This is a genomic window from Nonomuraea sp. NPDC004702, from assembly GCF_053601695.1.
Genome location: NZ_JBSGCE010000002.1, coordinates 476,937 through 496,678, shown reverse-complemented (window position 1 = coordinate 496,678; position 19,742 = coordinate 476,937). Strand labels below are relative to the sequence as shown.

Genomic DNA, 19,742 nt, shown 5'->3' with positions numbered 1-19,742 from the left:
GGCGACGACCCGCCGCCGGGCCGGCCCGCCCGGGTGCTCGGGCAGGAGCTCAGCGAGACCTCGGCCGCCATCACCGCCGCCCGCCTGCGGCTGCGCGGCATCGAGGCCGACATCGTGGCCGGCGACTCCATGCGGCTCGACGGCTTCCCCGAGCTCAAGGCCGACGCCGTGGTGTGCGATCCGCCGTTCAACGAGCGGGCCTGGGGTTACGAGGAGCTGACCGGCGACCCGCGCTGGGAGCACGGCCTGCCGCCGCGCGGCGAGCCCGAGCTGGCCTGGGTCCAGCACTGTCTCACCCACGTCCGGCCCGGCGGCCTGGTCGCCGTGCTCATGCCGCCGGCCGCCGCGAGCCGCAAGGCGGGCCGCCGGATCAGGGCCAACCTGCTGCGCGCCGGAGCGCTGCGCGCGGTGGTGGCGCTGCCCGGCTCCGACCTGTGGCTGCTGCGCCGGCCGAGGGCGGGCGAGCGGCCGCCGTCGGAGGTGCTCATCCTCGACGCGACGGCCGACCTGACGCCGGTCGAGCCCGCCTGGCTGGCCTACCTCGACGACCGCTCCGACCAGACCGTGCGCATCATCGACCTGCTGGCCGACGAGGTCGACATGACCCCGGCCCGCCACCAGCGCCGCGACGACGTCGGCCGGGCCTTCGCGCAGGCCCGCGACCGGTTCCTGGCCGCCGCGGCCGTCCCGCCTGACCTGAAGGTGCTCGACCAGCCGCTCGACCAGCCGTCCACGACGCTGGGCGACCTGATCAAGGAGGGCCTGGTGAGCACGTCCCAGGCGCCGCCCAAGATGGCCGCCGACGGGGGCGACGTGGCCGTGCTCACGGCCGACGACGTGCTGAGCGGCGGCGCGCCCTCCGGCCTGACCACCATGCAGCCCGGCCTGATCGTGATCCGTCCTGGCGACGTGGTGGCCTCCTACTCCGGGGTGCGGGTGATCGCCGAGGGCGGCGCGGTGCTCGGCCCCCACCTGACCCTCTACCGGGTCGACGCCCGCCGGCTCGACCCCGACTTCCTGGCCGGCTTCCTGCGGGCCGCGGGCGGCCGGGTGACCACCGGGTCCAGCAGGTTCGACGTGCGCCGCACCCGCGTGCCGCGGTTGTCGCTGAAGGAGCAGAAGGCGTACGGGGAGGCGTTCAGGCAACTGGCCGTGCTGGAGGACGCGCTGCGCGAGACCTCGACCCTCGGCCGCACGCTGATCAGGCTCGGCCTCGACGGGCTGGCCGACGGTCATCTGCACCCGCAGTCCTGACGGTGTAGTTTTTCCCGAAAGGCTGCGTGGAGGGGCGAATGGTCATCGGCGACCGCTATGAGCTCGACGACCTCCCCCTCGGGCAGGGCGGGATGGGCGCGGTCTACGCGGGACACGACCGCCACCTCGACCGCAGGGTGGCGGTGAAGCTGCTCAGGCTGCCCAGCGGCCCCGACCACGAGCTGGAACGCCGCTTCATCCGCGAGGCGCGCATCCTGGCCAGGCTGGAGCATCCGGGCGCGCCCGTGCTCTACGACTTCGGCACCCACGAGCAGCGGCTCTACCAGGTGATGCAGTTCATCGAGGGCGTCACCGTGGCCGACGTGGTCAGCGAGCACGGCCCGCTGCCGGTGCCGTGGGCGGCGGCCATCGCGGCCCAGGCGTGCGCGGTGTTGTCGGCGGCCCACGCCCTGGCGATCTGCCACCGCGACCTCAAGCCGACCAACCTCATGCTCTGCCCCGACGGCAGCGTCAAGGTGCTCGACTTCGGGCTGGCGCTGCTGCGGGACGCCGACGTCACCACGTTCACCCGCATCGGCCAGATCCTCGGCACGCCGGCGTACATGGCCCCCGAGCAGATCCAGCACGGCGTCGCCGAGCCGCGCAGCGACCTGTACTCGCTCGGCTGCGTCCTGCACGAGATGCTGACCGGGCGGCAGCTCTTCACCGGGCCGACCGACTACGTGGTGTTCGAGCAGCAGGTCAAGGAGCGTCCGCCGGCCATCCCCGGGCTTCCCGACGAGCTGGGCGCGCTGCTGGCCGAGCTGCTGGAGAAGCAGCCGGAGAACCGTCCGGCCGACGCCGACGAGCTGTACGAGCGGCTGGCCCCCTTCGCCGTCGAGCTGCCGATGCTCCCCGGCTTCCTGACCGAGGCGCCGAGCCCCGGCCGCATGTACGCCCGAATGGTGGGCCGCGTGCTCAGCCGCCGGACGTAGTGCCCCGGAGCCCGGCGAAGGCGGCGATCAGGCCGTCTCCCAGGCGGTCGCGCCAGCAGTAGCGGTCGTGGCCGCCCTCGAACTCCCGGTAGTCAGCCGCCGTGCCGAGGACGGCCCGCAGCCGTTCGGTCGGGCCGTGCATGTCGTCGTCCTCCAGGCTGCCGAGCTGGAGGTGCACGCGCGGCACCGGGCCCCTGGCCAGCTCGCCCGTCAGCCATTCGGGCTCGGGGCCGTCCGGCCACCAGAACGAGCCCGACTGCGACACCGCCGCCGCGAACCTGCCGGGATGCCGGTGGGCGGCGTAGACGGCGGTGAGCCCGCCGAGGCTCTGGCCGGCGATCACGGTGAAGCCGTCGTGGGGCAGCGCGTCCACGAAGCCGGGGTCGCAGGTGAGCCGGGCCACGCGCTCGGGACCCGACTCGACCAGCCAGGCCCGCACCGGCGGGATGCGGCCGGCCGCTATGAGGTTGTCGAGGATGACGGGCAGGTCCTCGGTCCACTCCTCGCCGTCGAGCGCGACCAGCGAGCCGACCGGCGGGAGCGCGGGCTCGTACCGGAACCCGGCGGGCTCGCGGACGAGCCGGTGGCGGCGCCGGCCGGGGACCAGCCACGGTGAGGACGGGGTCGTCTCGGCGATCGAGAAGCCCCGCCACAGGCGGGGGTTGAGCGGGTCGGCGACCTGCGCGCCGTCCACCTGCAGCCGGTAGGAGGCGCGCCAGCCGCGCCGCACGCGGAACGTGCGGCTCCACAGGCCCGGCCCGCGCTCCAGCAGGGCGTCGGCGCCGTCGGGACGCAGCCTGCCGGCCAGGACGCGCACCTCGCGGGCGGGGCCGTGCCACAGGAACGTGACCGTGTCGTGCTCGTCGTCGAGCCGGGTGACGACGGGCGTGACGGCCGCGCCGGGGCGCGGACCCGGCAGGGTCTCGGGCGGAAGGTCGCTCGTCAAGGCGGGCCGCTCCTCAGTCCGGTCGGGGACGTTGCAGCACCCTACCTCACTCGCTCTCAACCAGCCTTGAACGCGCTCTCTTGGTAACGCCGATCGTTATGCAGACCCCGTTGACAGTGCGGCGTAACGGCCGCGAATCTGGCGAGAGAGCGCTCTCTCACATCCCCCGTTCTCCCCCAGGAGGGTTTCCATGACCCCTCGTGTCCGGCGGCTCGCCCTGCCCGTGCTCACCGCGTCCCTGCTCGCGCTGGCGACGGCCTGCGGTGGCGGCGGCGGCAGCCCCACCACCGAGGCGAGCGCCAAGCCCGGCGAGAAGATCAAGCTGTCCATCGGCCTCTTCGGCGACTTCGGCTTCAAGCCGCTCTACGAGGAGTACAAGAAGACCCACCCGAACATCGAGATCACCGAGGCCGTCACCCAGTTCAACGACCACCACAACAACCTGGTCAAGCGCCTGGCCACGAACGCCGGCGCGGGTGACGTCGAGGCCGTCGAGGTGGGCTACATCAGCACGTTCACCTCCCAGCCCGGCAAGTTCGTCGACCTCAAGCAGTACGGGCTGGACAAGCGCCAGGGCGACTACCTCGACTGGAAGTGGCAGCAGGGCCTCAGCAAGGACGGGCAGCAGCTCCTCGGCCTCGGCACCGACGTCGGCGGCCTGGCCATGTGCTACCGCAAGGACCTGTTCAAGAAGGCCGGGCTGCCGAGCGACCGAGCCGCGGTGAGCGCTCTCTGGCCGACCTGGGAGCAGTACATCGAGACCGGCAAGAAGTTCGGCGCCGCGAACGTCGCCGGCGCCAAGTTCGTCGACTCCCCCGGCGAGATCTTCCGCGCCATGGTCAACCAGGCCCCGGTCGGCCTGTACGACGCCCAGGACAAGATCATCGTGGATAGCAACCCCGACGTGAAGAAGGCGTGGGACCTGTCCAACCAGCTCACCCAGGAGGGCCTGACCGCCAAGCTGGCCGCCTTCACCCCGCCGTGGAACACCGGCTTCGCCAAGGGCTCGTTCGCCACGATCATCTGCCCGGCCTGGATGACCGGGTTCATCCAGGAACAGGCCAAGGACGCCTCCGGCAAGTGGGACATCGCGACCGTGCCGGGCGGTTCGGGCAACAGCGGCGGCTCGCACCTGATGGTGCCCAAGCAGAGCAAGCACCCGAAGGAGGCGGCCGAGCTGATCGACTTCCTGACCTCCAAGGAGAACCAGGCCAAGGTGTTCAAGGAGGAGGGCACGTTCCCGTCGATCCCGTCGCTGTACGACGACCCCTCGATCCAGAACTTCACCAAGCCGTTCTTCGGTGACGCCCCCATCGGCAAGATCTACTCCGACGCCGCCAAGGCGCTCAAGCCGCAGCACCTCGGCCCCAAGGAGGCCGACGTCCGGGTGGCGATCGGCAACGGGCTGGGCCGGGTCGAGCAGGGCAAGCAGACGCCCGACGAGGCGTGGGCACAGGTCCTCCAGGACGTCCAGAAGATCAAATGAGTACGCTCCCGCTGTCGGCGCCGGCCCGGCACCGGCGGCGTGGCGTGCGGCACACCCTCGACGTGAGGGTGTCGCCGTACGCCTACGTCGCCCCCTTCTTCCTGCTCTTCTGCGCCTTCGGGCTGTTCCCGCTGATCTACACGGCCTGGGTGAGCCTGCACGACTGGACCCTGCTGTCGGAGGAGCACACGTTCGTCGGCGCGAAGAACTTCCAGACGCTGCTGGCCGACGGCTACTTCTGGAACGCCACCTTCAACACGCTGTCCATCGGCGTGCTGTCCACCGTGCCGCAGCTCCTGCTGGCCGTCTGGCTGGCCCACCTGCTGAACCGGCGGCTGCGCTTCCAGACGTTGCTGCGCATCTCGATGCTGCTGCCCAACGTCACCAGCGTGGTGGCCGTGGTGGTGATCTTCAGCCAGCTCTTCGGCCGCGACTTCGGGCTGATCAACTGGGTGCTGTCCTGGGTCGGCATCGGGAAGATCGACTGGGCGGCCGGCACCGCGACCTCGCACATCGCGCTCTCCGTGATGATCATGTGGCGCTGGACCGGCTACAACGCGCTCATCTTCCTGGCCGCCATGCAGGCCGTACCGCGCGAGCTGTACGAGGCCGCCACCCTCGACGGCGCGAGCAGCTTCACCCAGCTGCGCCGGATCACCATCCCGATGATCCGGCCCACGATCATCTTCGTCGTCATCGTCTCCACGATCGGCGCGATGCAGATCATCGCCGAGCCCCTGCTGTTCGGCCAGAGCAGCGGCGCGGGCGGCGGCGCGGCCAGCGGCGGCCCGGACCGCCAGTACCAGACGCTCGCGCTGTTCGTCTACGAGCAGGGCTTCACCAAGTTCGACTTCGGGTACGCCTCGGCGGCGTCCTGGCTGATGTTCCTGGTCGTGGTGGTCGCCGCCGGGATCAACTTCCTGATCAGCCGCCGGGTGAAGGGCGGCACGACATGAGACTGCGCTACCTGACCCTCATCGCGGTGGCCTTCTTCTCCGCCTTCCCGCTCTACTACAGCGTCGTGGTGGCCTCGCGGCACAACTCGGCGCTGGCCGAGGTCCCGCCGCCGCTGCTGCCCGGCGGGAACCTCCTCGCCAACGTCGCCCGCGTGTTCGACACCGTGCCCTTCGGGCTGGCGCTGCTGAACTCGGTCATCGTGGCGGGCTCGATCGCGGTCGCGGTGATGTTCTTCTCGACGCTGGCCGGGTTCGCCTTCGCCAAGCTGAGGTTCCGGGGCAGGAACGCCATGCTGGTGATCACCGTGGCCACCATGATGGTCCCGGCCCAGCTCGGCATCATCCCGCTCTACCTGCTCATGGTGAAACTGGAGTGGACCGGCACGGACTACGCGCTGATCGTGCCGGCGCTGGTCAACGCGTTCGGGGTGTTCTTCATGACCCAGTACCTGACCCGGGCGCTGCCGGACGAGCTGCTGGAGGCCGGGCGGGTGGACGGGTGCACGACGTGGGGCCTGTTCTGGCACGTCGTGCTGCCCGCCGCGCGGCCGGCGGCGGCCGTGCTCGGCATGCTGACGTTCATGTCGGCGTGGAACGACTACTTCTGGCCGCTGGTCGTGCTGAACCCGGACAACCCGACCGTCCAGGTGGCTCTGTCCACGCTGGCCAGCGGTTACGTCAACGACTACGTGCTGGGCCTGGCGGGCACGGCGGTCGGCGTCCTGCCGCTCGTGGCGGTCTTCGCCCTGTTCGGCAGGCAAATCATCGGTGGAATCATGCAAGGAGCTGTTAAGGGATGAAGTTTCCCGAGGAATTCGTCTGGGGAGCCGCCACGGCCTCCTACCAGATCGAGGGGGCGGTCAAGGAGGACGGGCGCGGCCGCTCGATCTGGGACACCTTCTCCCACACCCCCGGGAAGGTCGCCGGCGGCGACACCGGTGACGTGGCCTGCGACCACTACCACCGCTACAAGGACGACGTCGCGCTGATGCGCGAGCTGCGGCTGCGGGCCTACCGGTTCTCGGTGGCGTGGCCGCGCGTGCAGCCGGAGGGGGCGGGGCCGATCAACCCACGCGGCCTCGCCTTCTACGACAAGCTCGTAGATGAACTACTAGCCGCCGAAATTTCGCCCTATGTCACGCTTTATCACTGGGATCTTCCCCAAGCCCTCGAAGACCACGGCGGCTGGACGAACCGCGACACGGCCTACCGTTTCGCCGACTACGCCCAGGCCGTGCACGACCGGCTCGGCGACCGGGTGACCCACTGGACGACGCTCAACGAGCCCTGGGTGTCGGCCTTCCTCGGCTACGGCAACGGCGTGCACGCGCCCGGCCGCCGCGACCCGGGCCAGGCCATGCGCGCGGCCCACCACCTGCTGCTCGGCCACGGCCTGGCGGCGCGCCGGCTGCGGGCGGCGGGGGCGCGCAGCATCATGCTCGTGGTCAACTCCGCGCCGGTGCTCACCCCGGCCCAGGTCAACGATCCCACGGCGGTCGCCGGCGAGGCGGACGCGGCCGCCGCCGAACGCGTCCACGCCCTGCTGACCAGGCAGTTCCTCGACCCGGCGGTGCACGGCAGGTACCCGGAGGAGGTCCTGGCGGCGGCGGCGCGCAACGGCGGGACGGCGCACGTCCACGACGGCGACCTGGAGCTGATCAATGCGCCGATCGACCTGGTCGGCGTCAACTACTACAACCCGTGCGTGGTCGAGTCGGGCCCGGGGCTGCCCGCCGACGCCGCCTGGCCCGGCTCCGACGGCGTGCGCTTCACCACGGCGGAGGCCCCGGTCACCGCGATGGGCTGGCCGATCGTGCCCGACGGCCTGTCCCGGCTGCTCGTCCGGCTCTCGAAGGACTATCCGCAGGTCGGGCTCATGGTCACCGAGAACGGCGCCGCCTTCGACGACCTGGTCGAGGACGGCCGGGTGCACGACGACGAGCGCGTGGCGTACCTGGACGGGCATCTGCGCGAGCTGCACCGGGCCGTCGAAGCGGGCGCCGACCTGCGCGGTTACCTGGTGTGGTCGTTGCTGGACAACTTCGAGTGGGCCGAGGGCTACCGGCGCCGGTTCGGCATCGTGCACGTGGACTACGCGACGCAGACCCGGGTGCCCAAGGACAGCGCCCTGTGGTACCGCGACGTGATCAGCAGGAACGGCCTGTAGATTTTTTCCGTGCTCTCCCTCTTGGTGCAGTCATGAGACGCCCGACGCTGGAGGCGGTCGCCGCCCGCGCGGGCGTCTCCCGCGCGACCGCCTCCAGGGTCGTCAACAACCAGACGACCGTCGCGCCGCACATCCGCGACGCCGTGCAGCGCGCCATCGACGAGCTGGGCTACATCCCCAACTCGGCGGCGCGCAGCCTGGTCACCCAGCGCACCGACTCGGTCGCCCTGGTCGTCAGCGAGCCGGGCACCCGGGTCTTCTCCGAGGACCCGATGTTCTCCACGGCGATCAGGTCGGCCAGCTACGAGCTGGAGGCGGTCAACAAGCAGGTCGTGCTGATGCTGGCCTCCTCGCCCAAGAGCCACGCCCGGGTGGAGCGGTACATCTCGGGCGGCCACGTCGACGGCGTCATGCTGATCTCCATGCACGGCGCCGACCCGCTGCCGGCCGCGCTGTCGCGCCTGCGCGTGCCCGTGGTCTCCTACGGGCGGCCGGCCGTGCCGGTCGACATCCCGTTCGTCGACAACGACAACGTGGGCGGGGCCGAGGCGGGCGTCCGGCACCTGGTCGAGTCCGGGCGGCGCAGGATCGCCACGATCGCCGGCCCGCAGGACATGATCGCCGGCCAGGACCGGCTGACCGGCTACCGCAACGTGCTGCGCGACTCCGACCGCCGCTCGATCGTGGCCGTGGGCGACTTCACCCGGGAGTCGGGCGCGATCGCGATGCGCCAGCTCCTCGGCGACGACCCCGCGCTCGACGCCGTGTTCGTGGGCAACGACCTGATGGCGGTCGGCGCGCTCCAGGCGCTGCGCCAGGCCGGGCGGCGGGTGCCCGACGACGTCGCGGTGGTGGGGTTCGACGACATCGAGGCGGCCAAGTACACCGAGCCGCCGCTGACCACGCTGCGCCATCCGATCGCCGAGCAGGCGGCGGCCATGGTCCGGCTGCTGCTCGGCCTGTTCGAGGGCGGCTCGCGGGAGCCGGTGATCCTGCCGACCGAGCTGGTGGTCCGTGAGTCGGCCTGAGCCCGCCGGCGCCGCCCGGGTGATCTCCGCCGGCGAGGCCGTGGCCGCCGCCGTCGCGGTGGCCGAGGCGCACGGCGTCACGGTGCGCGAGCCCGTCGTGCTGAAGGACTCCTACAACCTGCGGATCCACCTGCGGCCGGCGCCGGTCGTGGCGCGGGTGCCCACGGTCACCGCGCTGGCCCGGCTCCGGCCCGAGGAGGCGATGCGGCGGGAGCTGGCGGTCGTGTCGTTCCTGCACGAGCTGGGGGCGCCGGTCGTGCCGCCGAGCGACCTGCTGCCCGCGCGGGTGCACGAGCACGGCGGGGCGCTGGTGTCGTTCTGGCGGCACGTCGAGCACGACGGGTCGCGGCCGGTGACGCCCGAGGTGTTCGGCCGGGCGCTGCGCGAGCTGCACGAGGCGCTGCGCGGCTATCCCGGCGCGCTGCCGCGCCTCGGCCCGGTCCTCGACGAGACCGGGCACCTGCTCCGGGTGCTCTCCGCCGACCTGGAGCCGGCGGTGTCGGCCCGGCTCGCCGAGGCCCGCGCCGGGCTGGCGGCCCGGCTGCCGGACGGCGGGCAGGCCGTGCACGGCGACGCCCATCCGGGCAACCTGCTGGTCACGCCCGCCGGCCTGCTGTGGAACGACTTCGAGGAGACCACGTACGGGCCGGTGGGCTGGGACCTGGCCTGCCTGCTCGGCACCGTGCGGCTCGACGGCCGCGCGGCCGTGCGCGCCTACGGCGCCGACCCCGGCGACCCGGCCCTGGCGGTGTTCGCCGAGGCGCGGGCCCTGCAGGCCGTCCTGTGGACGCTGGTCAGGGCGCGGCGCTTCCCTGAGGAGCGGCCCGCCGCCCGCGCCGTTCTCGACGGCTGGTTGCGCGACCCCACCGGCCGTTCTCGCTGACCGGGCCCGTGCTCAGACCCGTTGTCAGACCGGCACGACGCCCTGCGCCGGGCCGAGGAAGTAGCCGCCGGTGGCGTCGAGCACGTGGCCGGTGATCCACCCGGCGTCCGGCCGGGCCAGCAGCGCCACGGCGTCGGCGATGTCCTCAGGACGGCCGATGCGGCCGAGCGCGGTGACCTCGGTGACACGCCGCTCGGCGACGCCGTCGTGGTCCTCGCGCAGCCAGGCGTTCATGTCGGTCTCGGTGACGCCCGGGGAGACGGTGTTCACGGTGATGCCGCGCGGGCCGAGCAGCGGGGCCAGGGTGAAGCCGAGCGTGTCCAGCGCGCCCTTGGTCATCGAGTACACGACGTCGGGCAGCGCGATGCGCACGACCGCCGAGGACACGTTGATGATCCGGCCGCCGTCGTTCAGCAGCGGCAGCGCCCGTTCGATGACGAAGTACGGCGCCCGCACGTTCACCGCGAACACCCGGTCGAACTGCTCGGGCGTGACCGAGTTCAGCACTCCGCCCAGGATGGCGGCGTTGTTCACTACGATGTCCAGCCGGTCGTCGCGCAGGCCGTCGAACAGGGCGTCCACGCCGTCCTCGAAGGCGGCCTTGACCGCGTACGCCTGTCCGCCGGCGGTCTCGATCTCGGCGACCGTCTCCTTCGCCAGGTCGTCGTTGGTGGCGTAATGGACGATCACCTGGGCGCCGCCGGCGGCCAGGCGGCGCGCCACGGCCCGTCCGATCCCGCGCGAGGCCCCCGTGACCAGCGCGGTCCTGCCTGCGAACTCACTCATGACGTGCTCCTTCATCGGTGGAGCTCCATCGTGCGGCGGGGACGTCACGGGCGTCCAAGACCGGCTGTTATAGCTTCTTGCTATGGATGCCCATATCCGGGATCTGCGGTATTTCGTGGCGGTCGCGGAGGAGTTGAGCTTCACGCGGGCGGCCACCGAACGGCTGTTCATCTCCCAGCCCTCGCTGAGCAGGCAGATCAGGCAGCTTGAGCTGTCCATGCGGGCCAGGCTGTTCGACCGCGACCGGCGGACCGTCGCGCTGACCGACGCCGGGGCCGCGCTGCTGCCGCTGGCCCGGCGGATCATCGAGCAGTGGGAGGACGCGCGGCGCGCGGTGGCCTCGGCGCGCGAGGATCGCACGCTGACCGTGGGGTTCCAGACGCGGATCGGGCGGGGGCTGGTGCCGTCCATCGTGGAGGCGCTGCCGGGGTGGGAGCTGCGCTTCCGCCAGATCAGCTGGGCCGACCCGACCGTGGGACTGGGCGACGGGCAGGTGGACGTCGCCGTCGCCTGGCTGCCCGTCCCCGGCGACGGCCTCTACGACTGGACGGTGGTGAGCACCGAGGAGCGGTGGGTGGCGCTGCCTGCCGGGCACCGGCTGGCCGGGCGGGCGGAGGTCGGGCTGGCCGAGCTGGCCGGCGAGCCGTTCGTCGCGCTGCCGCGCACGGCGGGGCCGATGCGGGACTTCTGGCTGGCCGCCGACCGGCGCACCGGCCCGGCGCTGGTCGGGGCGGAGGCGGAGACGGCGGAGGAGGCGTTCGAGGTGGTGGCGTCCGGGCGGGCCGTCGCGCTGGTCTCGGCCGGGAACGCCGAGCTCTACCGGCGCGACGACGTGGTGGCGCGGCCGGTGACCGGGCTGCCGCCGAGCAGGCTGGCCATCGTCTGGCGGCGCGACGACCGCAGGCCGTCGGTGCGCACGCTGGTACGGGAGTTCGTCCGCTGCCTGTGCCCGTGACACGGCGCCCAGGGTCAGGTCGGGATGGTGGCGCGGGCCTCCTCGACGTGAGCGGCGACGCGGTCGGCGCCGCACGACTCGGCCAGGGCGCGGGCCTCGTCGGCGAGCGCCAGGGCCTCGGCGTGCCGCCCCTGGGCTACCGCGATGTGGATCAGCCCGACCTGGTTGGACGCGACCCCGGCCGGCGACCCGAGCTCCCGGCGCAGCCGCGACGACTCCGTCAGCCTCTCGCGTGCCTCGTCGAGCCGCCCGGACCGGTGGGCCGCGATCCCCTGGTGCCTGAGCACCTCCGCGAGCGTGACCAGGTCCCCCGTCTCTGCGGCCAGTTCCCCGGCACGCCGGAGGAGGGGCAGCGCGCGGTCGAGATCGCCTGCGACGACCTGGTGGTAACAGCCCTCCCAGAACGCCGACTCCCCCTCGCCGCGCCGGTCGCCGACCGCCTTGAACAGCGCGCCGGCCCGTTCGAACAGCGGCAGCTCGCGCGGGTCCGCCTCGCCACCCTGCACGAAGCGCACGTGCAGGACCCGGCCCCTGGCCAGGCACAACGCGGCCTCGACCGCGTCCAGTTCACGGTCGGACGCGGCCAGCGCGGCGTCGTCCCCTGCGTAGATCCCGCGTTCGTAGAGCCCTTTGGCCCGCTCGATCCACATTCGCCCGAATGTACGGGAAGTAGGGGCCCGGCGCACGTGAGGGCGAGGTCAGCCGCGAGCCCGCGCCGTCGAGGCCCTGACCACCAGCTCCGGCTCGAACAGCAGCTCGTCGGCGGGCACCACGGCCTTGTCGATCTGGGCCACCAGCAGGTCGACGGCGGCCCGGCCCATCGCGTCGATCGGCTGGCGGACCGTGGTCAGCGGCGGCTCGGTGCAGTTCATCAGCGCCGAGTCGTCGAAGCCGATGACCGAGACGTCCCCCGGCACGGCCAGGCCGGCCCGCCTGGCCGCCCTCACCGTGCCGAGCGCGAGCAGGTCGCTGGCGCAGATCACGCCGGTCACGCCCTGTTTGACCAGCCTGGACGCGGCCGCGTGCCCGCCTTCCAGGGAGAACATCGTGTGCTCGACGAGCCCCGGGTCGCCGCCCCGGGCCTGGAACGTCTCCAGCTTGCGCCGGGAGGGCATGTGGTCCTTCGGGCCGAGCACCATGCCGACGCGTTCGTGGCCGAGCGCGCGCAGGTGGGACAGGGCCATCTCGGCGGCCACCACGTCGTCGCAGGAGACCTGCGGGAAGTCCAGCCGCTCGACGGCCGCGTTGACCAGGACGGTCGGCAGCTTGCGCTCGTGCAGCAGCTCGTAGTGGTCGTGCGAGGCGTCGGCCTGGGCGTAGAGGCCGCCGGCGAAGACCACGCCGCTGACCTGCTGCTGGAGCAGCAGATCGACGTAGTCGGCCTCGGAGACGCCGCCGACCGTGCGGGTGCAGAGCACGGAGGTGAAACCCTGCTGGGCCAGCGCGCCGCCGACGACCTCGGCGAAGGCGGGGAAGATCGGGTTCTGCAGCTCGGGGAGCACCAGGCCGACCAGGCGGGCCCGGTCGCCGCGCAACTGGGTGGGACGTTCGTAGCCGAGCACGTCGAGCGCGGTCAGCACGGCCTCGCGGGTGGCGTCGGAGACCCCCGGCTTGCCGTTGAGCACGCGGCTGACCGTCGCCTCGCTCACCCCGACCTTCTTCGCCACCTCTGCGAGTCGTCGCGTCATGCGCAAACTATACGGCCTTGCGCGCAAGCGCTTGCGATCACTTACGTAGCCTCCGCCGTCCCTTCCCGCTCCCGCCCACGACGGCCTTTCCGGCGATTTCGGCGCATCGGACGGCGGAAATGCGGGGTGCCGCACGACAATGGCCAGTCAAATGTTTGCGCAATCACGTCAAGCGGTTGCGAAATTATGCGTCACAGCTCCGCCCTGGACGGCAAGCCTTGCCAGTCGCTCACACTCGTCATCGCCGCCGCGCTCAGCAGCGCGCCCCGGTGCAGCCGTTCCTGCGGCGTCAGGCCGTCGAGCGCGGCGCTGATGTAACCGGCCGCGAACGCCTCGCCCGCGCCCGCCATGTCCACGACGGGCACCTGCGGGACGGCCACGTCGTAACGCATGCGGTCGGCGCGCACGCTGGCGCCCTTGGCGCCCCGGTCCACCACGACCTCGCGCTCGGGGGTGAGGGCCGGCTTGACCAGGTCCAGCTCGTCCTGGGCGAGGAAGAGCAGGTGGGACCGGCAGGCCAGCTCGCCGAGCACCTCCTCGGCCTCCCGGACCGAGGGCCACAGCTCGGGCACGTAGTCGACGGAGAAGGAGATCATCACCCCGGCCGTCCGCGCCGCGCTCATGGCGGCGTGCACGGCGTCGAGGGCGTCCCTGCTCAGGGCCGCCGTGACGCCGGTCACGTGCAGCATCCTGGCGGCGCCCACCCGGTCCATCGGCACGTTGCCGGGCGACAGCCGGGACCCGGCCGAGCGGGTGCGGTACTGGGCGGTCACCGGCTCGCGGCCGACGCGCACCTCTCTGAGCACCATCCCGGTCCGCGCCCCCTCGACCACCCGCACGTCCTCGACGTCCACGCCCTCGCCCCTGAGCACGGTCAGCGCCCTGGCGCCCAGCTCGTCGTCCCCCACCCGGGCGGCGTACGCGCATCGGTGGCCAAGCCTGGACAGGGCGATCACCAGGGTGAACTCGGGGCCGCAGACGTCCAGCCTGGCCTCGTTCTCGTGCCGCACCCGGCCGCTGGAGACCACCCCGAGCGGCTCTCCCAGCGCGTAGACGTCCGTCATGAGCCAGACTGTAGTTGGTCACGACTACGCCGAATGATTTTTTCGCATAAGTCCTGGTTAGGACCGTGATCAAATATTTTCTGTATCTTTAGCGAACCTTTTCCCCAACTCGTGCCTCAAAGTAGTAGAGGAAGCCGGCGCGCCCCGGCGCCGGCTTCGAGTCGATACGGGGAGAGGAATCAGCACCCTCATGAGAAAGATCGCAGTAGGAATCATCACCGCCTTCGTCGGCGGGGCCATGTTGGTTTCCGGCGCGGGCGCCGCCTCCGCCACCGCTACCCGGCACGCCACGGAACTCAAGATCCGTGACATCACCCCCAACCCGGTCGTGGTGAAGGCCGGCAGCGAGACCACCGCGTACTTCGACATCGGGGCCAGCTCCGACGTCCAGAAGGTCACGCTGAGCGTGTCGCCGGAGGGCGACGTCCGCACCTTCCGTGCCAAGGACGTCAAGGACCTCGAGGGCTGGCGCTTCGCCGTCCCGTTCAACGAGGGCGACTTCGCCGGCAAGTGGAAGGCCACCGCCGTGGCCTTCGACAAGGACAACAAGCAGGTCGCCACCGACTCCGCGTTCTTCAACGTCGAGATCCAGAAGGGCAAGGCCGACACCCGCATCACGCGCTTCACGGCCGACCCCTACAAGGTCCGTCAGGGCCGCTCGATCTACTTCTCCGGTCGCCTTCAGGTCGATGACGAAGGCTGGGAGGGTCTGCGCGGCGAGAAGGTGAGCGTCTACTACCGCGCCAACGGCTCCAGCGGCTGGAAGTGGGTCGCCTCGGCCAAGACCTCCTGGGGCGGCAAGTTCGCCACCAAGACCCGCGCCTGGAAGAGCGGCACGTTCAAGGCCGTCTTCGAGGGTGACGACGAGCTCAACAGCTCCGAGAGCCGTCGCGACTACGTCAAGGTCTACCGCTCCTGGCACCACCGCTGATTGATCGCCGAGGCCCGGTTCCCCTGGTGGGAGCCGGGCCTCCGGCTTTTCCGGATTCTTTTTGCCGCCGGAGAGGTTTATCGATCAGCCGATCGCCGCATGGACTGTCCCATTTGCAAAGGAGGCGGCCCGCCGCCTCGCGGACACCGCGTCGATCCGACAGGAGCCCCCATATGCCCCACCCCCTGATCGCCCTCGTCCTGAGCCTGACGAGCACGTTGGGGGCGGCCCCTTCGGTCCGTTACGAACCCGCCGGCACGGCCCGCGAGCAGCACGCCAGGAAGCTCCTGAAGGACAGCGGCGTGCTGCGCACCCGGCTCGGCGGCGTCCAGGTCGTCGCCCGCGGCTGCGACGCGCCCCGCGCCACCTGGAACGGCGACCGGCGGCGGATCACGATCTGCTACTCGCTGGTCGCCAAGATCGACCGCACGCTCACCGGCGTCTCCGAGACGGAGGAGGCCGACCGGCGCACCGCCGCCGCCCGCGTGGACGGCGCCCTGGCCGCCCTCTACCACCACCAGCTCGGCCACGCCCTGGCCGCGCTCAACGGCCTGCCCGCCGACGAGCCGCAGGCCGACCGGTTCGCCGCGCTGACGCTCGCGGCGCGCGACGGCGGCCACGTGGTGGCCGCCGCCGAGGCCCGCCACCTGCTGGCCGCCCACACCCACGCCGACCATCTGTCGGGGACGGCCGCCTCCGCCACGTTCGCCTGCCTCCTGTACGGCGCCGACCCCGTCAAATACGCCCGCATCGCCAAGGGCGGCTGGGTGCCGGCCGAGCGTGTACCGTCGTGCCGCGCCGAGTACGAGCGGGCCAGGGCGGAACTGGGGTCGCTGGCAGTGAAAGTCGGGGCCTGAGGGGTACGTCCGGATGTATGGCTGAGGAGCTGCTCAGAGACTTCGACCCGTTCGACATCTTCGACACCGAGGCGGCCCGGCTCGACCGGTTCTTCGACGGGCTCGACGAGGCGGGCTGGGCGCGTCCGTCCCGCTGCGACGGGTGGTCGGTGCGCGACGTGCTGGCCCATCTGGCGGGCGAGGAGGCGTACAACCACGCCTGTCTCGACGGCACCGTGCAGGAGCTGCTGACCCGGGTGGCCGCCGAGGGGGTGACCGGGTTCAACGACTTCAACGAGTGGTCCGTACGGCAGCGCCGCGACCTGCCCGTCGAGGAGGTGCTCCAGGAGTGGCGCACCAAGAACGGCGAGACGCGCGAGCGCATGCGCACCCTCGGCCCCGACGCCCTGATCGACACGACGGCGGGCCCGTACCCGGTGGGGTTGCAGACCTTCCACTACGACTCCGAGTACGCCACCCACGCCGACGACGTCGGCGCGCCGGTGGCGCCGGAGGAGATCGACGACCGGACGTTCTGGCGGGTCGCCGTCGGGCGGTTCGTGCTGGCCGAGCAGGAGTCGAGGGCGCAGGTGGAGCAGACGGCCGAGCAGATCTGGGTGAGCGTCGACCAGGGCAGCGCGTCGCTGTCGTACCCGGAGTTCGTGGAGGCCACCGTGGGACGGCTGCCGACCGACGGGCTCGACCCGCGGGTCGCCGCCGCGCTGCGGTGCCTGGCCTGAGAGGAGAGCAGGATGTGGCTGCGCAACCGCGCGGGCACCGAGCCGGTGACGGCGCGCAGCCCGCTGCGCGCGAGGCGGGTGCTGTCGTGGATCGCCCTGGTCGTCGCCGCGGCCGCGGCCGTCTTCTTCGTGACCCGCGCGATGTCCACGGGACAGCAGGTGTGGGTCTGGGAGGCCGCCCTGGCCGCCGCGGTGGCCGTGGTGGCCGCCGTGGACCTGGCGGTGCTCAGACGCCGGCGCGCCGGGCCGTCAGGCGGCGGGCACGCTCGGCCGACCGGTGAGCACGGCGGGTCAGGCGGCGGGCACGGCGGGTCAGGTGGTGAGCACGGCCAGCAGGAGCAGCAGGATGACCGCGGCGGCCACCCCGAAGATGATCCAGACATGGGTCAGCGCCCACACCCGTAGCCGGTCACCGCATGCCTGCGGGTAGTCGATACCGTCGGACTCGATCCTGTTGATCGCCGCCACGCGCCGGGCCAGTTCGGGGTCGTCCCGTTCGAGGCCCTGCTCGATCTCAGCGAGGATGCGGCGTTCCCTTCCAGAGAGACCCATCGCGATCACCATTGCTCCCACGCCGGTGAAAGCCTTGTACCCACCAGTAGCCCCAGCATGCCCGCCCGGCGCCTCCTTGGCGTGACATGCCGAAACCCCCGGCCGTTCCGGCCGGAAGGCGCGGAACGGACGGGGGCGGGTCAAGCCTTGGCTGTCATTTCTTGCCGTAGCGCTGGTTGAAGCGCTCGACGCGGCCCTCGGTGTCGAGGACGCGGCTGCGGCCGGTGTAGAACGGGTGGCTGGCCGACGACACGTCGACGTCCACGACCGGGTAGGTCCTGCCGTCCTCCCACTCGACGGTCCTGCTGCTCGTCAGGGTCGAGCGGGTGAGGAGGGCGAAGCCGGCGCTCGGGTCGCGGAAGACGACCGGACGGTACGAGGGGTGCAGGTTCTTCTTCATGCCCCTCTCAACCGGATGGCAATGGTTTTCATTCCCTCGCTTCCGGGTCCATCCCGAGGACGGTCCGGCCGCCGTCCACGGGGATCGTCGCGCCGTTGACGAACGAGGCGTCCGGCGAGAGCAGGTGCGCCACCACCGAGGCCACCTCGCCGGGGAAGGCGACCCGGCCCAGGGGGTGCACCCTGGCCATCTGGCGCTCGACGTCCACCACCTCGTCGGCGGTCCTGGAGGCCAGGAAGTCCTCGTAGCGTTCGGTGGCCACCGAGCCGGGCGCGACGGCGTTGACCCTGATGCCGTACCGGCCGTACTCGACGGCCAGCGACCTGGTCAGGCCCTCGGTCGCGGCCTTCGCGGTGGCGTAGGGCAGGCTGCCGGGCACCGCCCGCGTGGCCTGGTGGGAGGTGACGTTGACGATCGCGCCGGGCGTGCCCGCCGCGAGGAAGCGGCGGACGGCGACCGCGCAGCCCACCAGCGCCAGGTCCAGGTTGGCCGCGATCAGCTGCCTGACCTCGGCGATCGGGGCGTCGTGCACGGAGGCGTCACGGAAGATCGCCGCGTTGTTGACCCAGCCCGCCAGCGTGCCGGCCTCCTCGGCCCGGTCGGCGGCCCAGGAGACCAGCTCCTCGTCGGCCGCGTCGCCCACCACGGGGATGACGCGGGGGCCCGTCCAGGACAGCGAGCCGCCGTCGCGGTCGATGACGACGACGGTGTCCTTCTCCCCCAGGAGCCGCTGGACCACGGCCTTCCCGATGCCACGCCCGCCGCCGGTCACCACGTAGGAAAGACTCATGCGTCCGACGCTACTCCGTCCCGGAGTGACCCTTGTCACCGTATTTCCGGCTGGTGAACGGGAACGAACAAGTGCGTGATCGCCGTACTCGGTCCGAGGTCGCCGGCCCGCGTGGTCGGGGCGCTCGCGATCACGCAGACGGCCGGCTACGGCGTGCTCTACTACGCGTTCTCGGTGTTCATCCCGCCGATGGCCCGTGACCTGCGGACCGGGGTCGCCCAGCTCACCGGCGCGATCACGGTGTCGGTGCTGGTGTCCGCGCTGGTGGCCCCCTTCGTCGGACGCTGGCTCGACCGGCACGGCGGGCGCGCGCTGATGACGGCGGGGTCGCTGCTGGGCGGGCTCGGGGTGCTCGCCTGGTCGCAGGTGCGCACCGTGACGCAGCTCTACCTGGTGTGCGCGGCGCTCGGGATCGCCTCGGCCATGGTGCTCTACGAGGCCGCCTTCGCGGTGATCGTCGCCTGTTTCGCCCCGGCCCGGCGGGCGCGCGCGCTGCTCGCCGTGACGGTGGTGGCCGGGTTCGCCTCCAGCATCTTCCTGCCGCTGACGGGGTTCCTCGTGGACCGGTACGGCTGGCGGCAGGCGCTGGTCGTCCTGGCCGCCGGGTACGCGCTGACGGCCGTGCCGCTGCACGCGCTGGCCGTGCGGGGGCGGGGGGCGTCCGCGCCGCCGGCCCGGCGTCGCGCGATCGTCGGCTCCGCGCTGCGCGAACGGCCGTTCTGGCTGCTGGTGGCCGCCTTCCTGGCCCAGACGGGCGCGGTGGCGGTCATGGGGGTGCTGCTGGTGACGTATCTGATCGCGCTCGGGCATCCGCCGTTGTTCGCGGCGAGCGTGGCCGGGCTGCTCGGCGTGTTGTCGGTGACCGGACGGCTGGTCACGACGGGGCTGCAGAGCCGGTGGCCGGTGGCGCTGGTCACGGCGGCGATGTTCGCCGTCCAGGGGGTGGCGGCGCTGCTGCTGCCGCTGGCGGGCGACAGCGTGGCGGGGGCGATCGCGGGGGTGGTGCTGTTCGGGCTGGGGTTCGGGGTGGCCACGATCGCCCGTCCCGCCCTGCTGGCCGACCGGTACGGCACGGCCGCGTACGCGACGCTGAGCGGCGCGCTCGCCCTGCCCGTCACGGTGTCCAAGGCCGTGGCCCCGCTGCTGTCGGCGGCGGTGGCGCAGGTCGCCGGATATCCGGCGGTGATGGCCTCGGTGGCGGCGGCCTGCGTGCTCGGAGCGCTCTCGCTGGTGGCCTACGATCGGTACGGGCGGGCGCCGGAGCGACAGGCCGCGCTGCCCGCCGAGCCGACCTGAGACCCGCGGTCCGCCGTCGGCGGAACTGACGGAACGTCGGCCGACGACC

At 72.1% G+C, this 19,742-nt stretch carries 22 protein-coding genes; 14 read left to right on the top strand and 8 right to left on the bottom strand.

Annotation, left to right across the window (positions count from 1 at the left end; genetic code table 11):
* Positions 1-1,254: HsdM family class I SAM-dependent methyltransferase (locus ACWEJ6_RS04865; protein ID WP_452421297.1), on the top strand; the 1,254-nt coding region annotated here is incomplete at its 5' end.
* A 38-nt stretch (positions 1,255-1,292) separates the two neighbouring features.
* Positions 1,293-2,189 (top strand): serine/threonine-protein kinase, encoded by an 897-nt coding sequence (locus ACWEJ6_RS04860; RefSeq protein WP_364324978.1) that lies wholly within the window; start codon positions 1,293-1,295, stop codon positions 2,187-2,189.
* On the opposite strand, the gene ACWEJ6_RS04855 is transcribed toward ACWEJ6_RS04860, so the two are convergent.
* Positions 2,173-3,135: an alpha/beta hydrolase-fold protein gene (locus ACWEJ6_RS04855; RefSeq protein WP_452421294.1), complete on the bottom strand. Its 963-nt coding sequence runs from the start codon at positions 3,133-3,135 to the stop codon at positions 2,173-2,175. The genes ACWEJ6_RS04860 and ACWEJ6_RS04855 overlap by 17 nt on opposite strands.
* Before the next feature lie 190 nt (positions 3,136-3,325).
* Between ACWEJ6_RS04855 and ACWEJ6_RS04850 the strand changes: the two genes are divergently transcribed.
* The 6 genes from ACWEJ6_RS04850 to ACWEJ6_RS04825 are packed head-to-tail and all read left to right on the top strand — an operon-like array spanning position 3,326 to position 9,655.
* Positions 3,326-4,621, top strand: a complete 1,296-nt coding sequence (locus ACWEJ6_RS04850) for an ABC transporter substrate-binding protein (protein ID WP_397215273.1) — start codon at positions 3,326-3,328, stop codon at positions 4,619-4,621.
* Complete coding sequence (locus ACWEJ6_RS04845; protein WP_358283311.1) at positions 4,618-5,577, top strand: carbohydrate ABC transporter permease; 960 nt, start codon at positions 4,618-4,620, stop codon at positions 5,575-5,577. The genes ACWEJ6_RS04850 and ACWEJ6_RS04845 overlap by 4 nt, the downstream gene beginning before the upstream one ends.
* Positions 5,574-6,377, top strand: a complete 804-nt coding sequence (locus ACWEJ6_RS04840; RefSeq protein WP_387668147.1) for a carbohydrate ABC transporter permease — start codon at positions 5,574-5,576, stop codon at positions 6,375-6,377. Before ACWEJ6_RS04845 ends, ACWEJ6_RS04840 begins: the two co-directional genes overlap by 4 nt.
* Positions 6,374-7,744 (top strand): GH1 family beta-glucosidase, encoded by a 1,371-nt coding sequence (locus tag ACWEJ6_RS04835; RefSeq protein ID WP_358283309.1) that lies wholly within the window; start codon positions 6,374-6,376, stop codon positions 7,742-7,744. Before ACWEJ6_RS04840 ends, ACWEJ6_RS04835 begins: the two co-directional genes overlap by 4 nt.
* A gap of 32 nt (positions 7,745-7,776) precedes the next feature.
* Entirely contained in the window at positions 7,777-8,772 is a 996-nt protein-coding gene (locus tag ACWEJ6_RS04830) for a LacI family DNA-binding transcriptional regulator (protein ID WP_358283308.1), read from the top strand.
* Entirely contained in the window at positions 8,759-9,655 is an 897-nt protein-coding gene (locus tag ACWEJ6_RS04825) for an aminoglycoside phosphotransferase family protein (RefSeq protein WP_452421290.1), read from the top strand. Before ACWEJ6_RS04830 ends, ACWEJ6_RS04825 begins: the two co-directional genes overlap by 14 nt.
* A gap of 24 nt (positions 9,656-9,679) precedes the next feature.
* Here ACWEJ6_RS04825 and ACWEJ6_RS04820 read toward each other — a convergent pair whose 3' ends face one another.
* Positions 9,680-10,441: an SDR family oxidoreductase gene (locus ACWEJ6_RS04820; RefSeq protein WP_452421288.1), complete on the bottom strand. Its 762-nt coding sequence runs from the start codon at positions 10,439-10,441 to the stop codon at positions 9,680-9,682.
* 82 nt (positions 10,442-10,523) lie between these two features.
* Here ACWEJ6_RS04820 and ACWEJ6_RS04815 point away from each other — a divergent pair, with 82 nt between their 5' ends.
* Positions 10,524-11,396, top strand: coding sequence for a LysR family transcriptional regulator (locus tag ACWEJ6_RS04815; protein WP_452421286.1), 873 nt, complete (start codon positions 10,524-10,526; stop codon positions 11,394-11,396).
* 14 nt (positions 11,397-11,410) lie between these two features.
* On the opposite strand, the gene ACWEJ6_RS04810 is transcribed toward ACWEJ6_RS04815, so the two are convergent.
* The 3 genes from ACWEJ6_RS04810 to ACWEJ6_RS04800 all read right to left on the bottom strand — a co-directional run bounded on the left by ACWEJ6_RS04810 (position 11,411) and on the right by ACWEJ6_RS04800 (position 14,148).
* A complete protein-coding gene (locus tag ACWEJ6_RS04810) occupies positions 11,411-12,046 on the bottom strand; it encodes a hypothetical protein (RefSeq protein ID WP_452421284.1) in 636 nt (211 codons plus the stop codon).
* 48 nt (positions 12,047-12,094) lie between these two features.
* On the bottom strand, positions 12,095-13,084 hold the full coding sequence (locus ACWEJ6_RS04805; RefSeq protein WP_387668163.1) for a LacI family DNA-binding transcriptional regulator: 990 nt from the start codon (positions 13,082-13,084) through the stop codon (positions 12,095-12,097).
* 191 nt (positions 13,085-13,275) lie between these two features.
* Positions 13,276-14,148: a PfkB family carbohydrate kinase gene (locus ACWEJ6_RS04800; RefSeq protein WP_452421282.1), complete on the bottom strand. Its 873-nt coding sequence runs from the start codon at positions 14,146-14,148 to the stop codon at positions 13,276-13,278.
* A gap of 190 nt (positions 14,149-14,338) precedes the next feature.
* On the opposite strand from ACWEJ6_RS04800, the gene ACWEJ6_RS04795 reads away from it, so the two are divergent.
* From ACWEJ6_RS04795 to ACWEJ6_RS04780, 4 genes are all read left to right on the top strand, one after another.
* Positions 14,339-15,079 carry a hypothetical protein gene (locus tag ACWEJ6_RS04795; protein WP_358283294.1) on the top strand — a complete coding sequence of 247 codons (741 nt, stop codon included), beginning with the start codon at positions 14,339-14,341 and terminating at the stop codon, positions 15,077-15,079.
* A gap of 173 nt (positions 15,080-15,252) precedes the next feature.
* The gene (locus ACWEJ6_RS04790) at positions 15,253-15,936 is read left to right on the top strand and encodes a DUF4344 domain-containing metallopeptidase (RefSeq protein ID WP_397162408.1); all 684 of its coding nucleotides are present in this window, start codon (positions 15,253-15,255) and stop codon (positions 15,934-15,936) included.
* Positions 15,937-15,953: 17 nt separating this feature from the next.
* Complete coding sequence (locus tag ACWEJ6_RS04785) at positions 15,954-16,655, top strand: maleylpyruvate isomerase family mycothiol-dependent enzyme (RefSeq protein WP_452421279.1); 702 nt, start codon at positions 15,954-15,956, stop codon at positions 16,653-16,655.
* 12 nt (positions 16,656-16,667) lie between these two features.
* Positions 16,668-17,060, top strand: coding sequence for a DUF6343 family protein (locus tag ACWEJ6_RS04780; RefSeq protein ID WP_452421277.1), 393 nt, complete (start codon positions 16,668-16,670; stop codon positions 17,058-17,060).
* Here ACWEJ6_RS04780 and ACWEJ6_RS04775 read toward each other — a convergent pair.
* The 3 genes from ACWEJ6_RS04775 to ACWEJ6_RS04765 form a co-directional block, all read right to left on the bottom strand.
* Positions 16,968-17,207, bottom strand: a complete 240-nt coding sequence (locus ACWEJ6_RS04775) for a DUF3040 domain-containing protein (protein WP_358283286.1) — start codon at positions 17,205-17,207, stop codon at positions 16,968-16,970. The genes ACWEJ6_RS04780 and ACWEJ6_RS04775 overlap by 93 nt on opposite strands.
* A gap of 154 nt (positions 17,208-17,361) precedes the next feature.
* The gene (locus tag ACWEJ6_RS04770; RefSeq protein ID WP_364325023.1) at positions 17,362-17,607 is read right to left on the bottom strand and encodes a type B 50S ribosomal protein L31; all 246 of its coding nucleotides are present in this window, start codon (positions 17,605-17,607) and stop codon (positions 17,362-17,364) included.
* 28 nt (positions 17,608-17,635) lie between these two features.
* On the bottom strand, positions 17,636-18,397 hold the full coding sequence (locus tag ACWEJ6_RS04765) for an SDR family NAD(P)-dependent oxidoreductase (RefSeq protein ID WP_364325026.1): 762 nt from the start codon (positions 18,395-18,397) through the stop codon (positions 17,636-17,638).
* Positions 18,398-18,472: 75 nt separating this feature from the next.
* Between ACWEJ6_RS04765 and ACWEJ6_RS04760 the strand changes: the two genes are divergently transcribed.
* The gene (locus ACWEJ6_RS04760; protein ID WP_452421274.1) at positions 18,473-19,693 is read left to right on the top strand and encodes an MFS transporter; all 1,221 of its coding nucleotides are present in this window, start codon (positions 18,473-18,475) and stop codon (positions 19,691-19,693) included.
* Positions 19,694-19,742 lie beyond the last annotated feature (49 nt).

Bases quoted from the DNA above. Each gene is read 5' to 3' on its own strand.
- ACWEJ6_RS04860 (WP_364324978.1), top strand. From the start codon at position 1,293: ATGGTCATCGGCGACCGCTATGAGCTCGACGACCTCCCCCTCGGGCAG.
- ACWEJ6_RS04850 (WP_397215273.1), top strand. From the start codon at position 3,326: ATGACCCCTCGTGTCCGGCGGCTCGCCCTGCCCGTGCTCACCGCGTCC.
- ACWEJ6_RS04845 (WP_358283311.1), top strand. From the start codon at position 4,618: ATGAGTACGCTCCCGCTGTCGGCGCCGGCCCGGCACCGGCGGCGTGGC.
- ACWEJ6_RS04840 (WP_387668147.1), top strand. From the start codon at position 5,574: ATGAGACTGCGCTACCTGACCCTCATCGCGGTGGCCTTCTTCTCCGCC.
- ACWEJ6_RS04835 (WP_358283309.1), top strand. From the start codon at position 6,374: ATGAAGTTTCCCGAGGAATTCGTCTGGGGAGCCGCCACGGCCTCCTAC.
- ACWEJ6_RS04830 (WP_358283308.1), top strand. From the start codon at position 7,777: ATGAGACGCCCGACGCTGGAGGCGGTCGCCGCCCGCGCGGGCGTCTCC.
- ACWEJ6_RS04820 (WP_452421288.1), bottom strand. From the start codon at position 10,441: ATGAGTGAGTTCGCAGGCAGGACCGCGCTGGTCACGGGGGCCTCGCGC.
- ACWEJ6_RS04815 (WP_452421286.1), top strand. From the start codon at position 10,524: ATGGATGCCCATATCCGGGATCTGCGGTATTTCGTGGCGGTCGCGGAG.
- ACWEJ6_RS04810 (WP_452421284.1), bottom strand. From the start codon at position 12,046: ATGTGGATCGAGCGGGCCAAAGGGCTCTACGAACGCGGGATCTACGCA.
- ACWEJ6_RS04805 (WP_387668163.1), bottom strand. From the start codon at position 13,084: ATGACGCGACGACTCGCAGAGGTGGCGAAGAAGGTCGGGGTGAGCGAG.
- ACWEJ6_RS04800 (WP_452421282.1), bottom strand. From the start codon at position 14,148: ATGACGGACGTCTACGCGCTGGGAGAGCCGCTCGGGGTGGTCTCCAGC.
- ACWEJ6_RS04795 (WP_358283294.1), top strand. From the start codon at position 14,339: ATGAGAAAGATCGCAGTAGGAATCATCACCGCCTTCGTCGGCGGGGCC.
- ACWEJ6_RS04790 (WP_397162408.1), top strand. From the start codon at position 15,253: ATGCCCCACCCCCTGATCGCCCTCGTCCTGAGCCTGACGAGCACGTTG.
- ACWEJ6_RS04785 (WP_452421279.1), top strand. From the start codon at position 15,954: ATGGCTGAGGAGCTGCTCAGAGACTTCGACCCGTTCGACATCTTCGAC.
- ACWEJ6_RS04780 (WP_452421277.1), top strand. From the start codon at position 16,668: ATGTGGCTGCGCAACCGCGCGGGCACCGAGCCGGTGACGGCGCGCAGC.
- ACWEJ6_RS04775 (WP_358283286.1), bottom strand. From the start codon at position 17,207: ATGGGTCTCTCTGGAAGGGAACGCCGCATCCTCGCTGAGATCGAGCAG.
- ACWEJ6_RS04770 (WP_364325023.1), bottom strand. From the start codon at position 17,607: ATGAAGAAGAACCTGCACCCCTCGTACCGTCCGGTCGTCTTCCGCGAC.
- ACWEJ6_RS04765 (WP_364325026.1), bottom strand. From the start codon at position 18,397: ATGAGTCTTTCCTACGTGGTGACCGGCGGCGGGCGTGGCATCGGGAAG.